The sequence below is a fragment of the Dietzia sp. Cai40 genome, from assembly GCF_014145165.1.
GTDB classification, from domain to species: Bacteria; Actinomycetota; Actinomycetes; order Mycobacteriales; family Mycobacteriaceae; genus Dietzia; species Dietzia natronolimnaea.
Map to the genome: position 1 here is coordinate 1 of NZ_JAALEB010000210.1, position 2,767 is coordinate 2,767.

The 2,767-nt window shown below is 72.6% G+C and carries 3 protein-coding genes; 1 reads left to right on the forward strand and 2 read right to left on the reverse strand.

Going from position 1 to position 2,767, the window contains the following annotated elements:
• The coding region (locus G6022_RS08865; protein ID WP_182691397.1) for a phospholipase D family protein at positions 1-1,371 on the reverse strand (1,371 nt) is incomplete at its 3' end.
• Between the two features lie 49 nt (positions 1,372-1,420).
• Between G6022_RS08865 and G6022_RS08870 the strand changes: the two genes are divergently transcribed.
• Positions 1,421-2,128 carry a PIG-L family deacetylase gene (locus G6022_RS08870; RefSeq protein ID WP_182638463.1) on the forward strand — a complete coding sequence of 236 codons (708 nt, stop codon included), beginning with the start codon at positions 1,421-1,423 and terminating at the stop codon, positions 2,126-2,128.
• 31 nt (positions 2,129-2,159) lie between these two features.
• Here the strand turns inward: G6022_RS08870 and G6022_RS08875 are convergent.
• On the reverse strand, positions 2,160-2,767 hold a 608-nt coding region (locus tag G6022_RS08875; RefSeq protein WP_182691399.1), incomplete at its 5' end, for an alpha-ketoglutarate-dependent dioxygenase AlkB.

A 2,767-nucleotide genomic window follows, 5' to 3' on the forward strand; every position in this document is an offset into this window, starting at 1 on the left:
CGCGAGCGGACGCAGCCGACCCGGGGGCCGCGTCCCCCGGCGACCGCCGCGATGCCACTCCTCGAGCGCGGCGGCCGCGTCGGCGAAGGTCCGAAACGTCCCCACCGCGTCCGGACAGTCGTGCATCAGGCACGCGAGGTCGTCGTCGTCGCCCGGATCGCCGTCCCCGTGCGCGATCTCCGACACGTCCCCCGGATACCCCGGACCGTCCACGCCGCGCCCCAGGTGCTCGGCGGCCAGGGTCAGACGCAGTCTGCGGGCGTACGGACTGTGATCGGACGCGGCCGTGTCCACCACCACCGCCGAGAGTTCCGAGTCGTGGGTCCACGAGCGCCGGCTGAAGTTGTCGGAGCCGACCGAACACCAGGTGTCGTCCACGACGCACACCTTGGCGTGGACGTAGACCGGGGTGCCGTCGGAGTTCTCCGGCGCGTAGAAGGCCACCCGGCCGGGGGCCGCGGCGGCGAGTCGGCTCATGGCGCGCTGCCGGCCGAGGAGCTGCGGGATACGGGAGACCGGGTTGTCGCTGTCCGTCCACCGGGGCATCACGACGACCAGGTGCAGTCCCTCGTCCCGCTGGAGCGATTCCACGAAGGAGTCCGCGATCGCGCGCGACCACAGGTACTGGTCCTCCACGTAGATGAGGTCACGGGCACGCTCGAACGCCTTGGCGTACCCGCGGGCGACGCTCCGCTCACCCCTCCGTGCGAACGGGTAGGCACGTCGACCGTGCCGGCCGGCGTAGGTGCGGAGCAGTTGGACGACGTGCGTGCCACCCGGCACCGCCGGCGGCGGCGGCGCCTGCGGGGGCAACGGTTCGGCGCGCACGTCCACGTGGTCGCGGTCCACGCGGAACCGGCGACGCGACCGCGTCAGGGGCGCCGGGTCCTCCCACCGTTCCCGGAACACCGTCTCGGCGTCGTACACGGCCGGTCCCGAGATGGCGCACTGCACGTCGTGCCACGGCGGCGTCACCCCGTAGACCTCGGACATCGACTGCGCCTGCGGGTCGCCCCGGTGTCGGGCGTCGTCCCGCCGCGAATGGCACAGGTCGATGCCGCCCACGTAGGCCACGTCCCGCCGCGGGGCGTCCGCGTGTCGGATCACCACCATCTTCTGGTGGTGCGACCCGCGCGGCGGCACCCGCATGTCCAGCAGGACGTTGCCGCGCCAGTCGGTGAACAGGATCAGATCGCCCTGTCCGGTGGCCTCGATCCTGTCGGAGAGCTCGCCGAAGTACGTGGCCCCGTGGACGAGCGGACGGACCTCGTTGCCCTCCGACCAGGCCTCGTCACCGGCATGACGGGAATCCAGACGGGTGTCCGGGTTGCCCCGCTCGTGCGCGGAGAGCAACCACTCGGTGAGGGCCATGTGTTCGGACGCTACCGACTCGTCACCCCGGATCGGCAATACTCTCCCCATGACCCCACCCGAGCCCTTTCCCACCGACTGGACCCGCGGTCTGGTCCTGGTCGCCCATCCCGACGATCCCGAATACGGCATGTCCGCCGCGGTGGCCCGCTGGACCGCGGAGGGTCGCCACATCGTCTACGTGCTGGCCTCGAGCGGCGAGGCGGGGATCGAGGGGATGCCCCCCTCGATCGCCGGACCGGTCCGGGAGGAGGAACAGCGCCGCTCCTCGGCGCTCGTGGGCGTGGAAGAGGTGGAGTTCCTCGGCTTCCCCGACAGCAGGATCGTCAACGACTCGGGGCTCCGCGACGCGATCGCGGATTCCCTCCGCCGTCACCGGCCGGACATCGTGATCTCCCTGTATTCCGGGCCCGAGTGGGCGCCCGGCGCCCCCAACCAGAGCGATCACATGGAGTTCGGTGCCGCGGTGGGCGCGACGTATGACGACCTGGTGGCCGCCGTCGGCGTGGACGCCGCCGAGGGGCGCCCACGGATGTGGTTCGAGTCCTCACCGGAACCCACCCACTACGTGGACGTCGAGGGATTCGTCGAGCCGGCCGTCGCCGCGCTGGCCGAGCACAAGGAGTACCTCTCGGTCCTCGACCCCGGCACCCCCGTCCACGAGCAGGCCCGCCGGCAGGTGGAGTCGGTGTGCGCCCCCCGTGAGGACCTGGCCGGGGACCGGCACGTGGTGAGCTTCCGGCGGATGCGGCCCTGACCGGCACGCGAGCCCGCCGGTCAGCGGCAGGTCAGCGGGTCTGCCTCAGGGTGATGTTGACGCGCCCCGGCCCCGCGCCGAGCACGTCCCGGCACCAGGCTGGCGCCGTGCCGTCGAACACCCTGGGAACACCGTGGAAGGCCATCCTCGACGGTCCGCCGAACACCACGAGGTCGCCGGACTCCAACCGCACGTCGGTGTACGGGCGGCCACGGTGGTGTGGGGTGCCGAAGCGGAAGGTGCAGGCGTCGCCGAGACTCAGCGAGACCACCGGCGCCGAGCTGGCCTCGTCGCGGTCCTGGTGCAGGCCCATGGTGGCGGCACGGCCGTAGAGGTTCACCAACGCCGCGTCGGGGGTGTAGTCCGGCTGGCGCAGTGACGGGTCCACCGCGGTCGCCGTCTCGAGCCCGGACCGCGCCGCCCGGACCAGCCAGTCCGGCAGCGGGGGGACCACCTCGTCGTCGTCGTACCGGTAGGGCGTCCAGTGTCGCCCCAGGCTGAGCGTCCGCACCGACATCCTCCCGCCGCCGGGCAGCACGATCGACCGCGGCGGGCGCGCGGCCGCCCAGTCCACGCAGGCTCGCAGCAGGTACTCCTGCTGCGCGCGGTCCATCCAGTCCGGCACGTGCACCGCGCCGG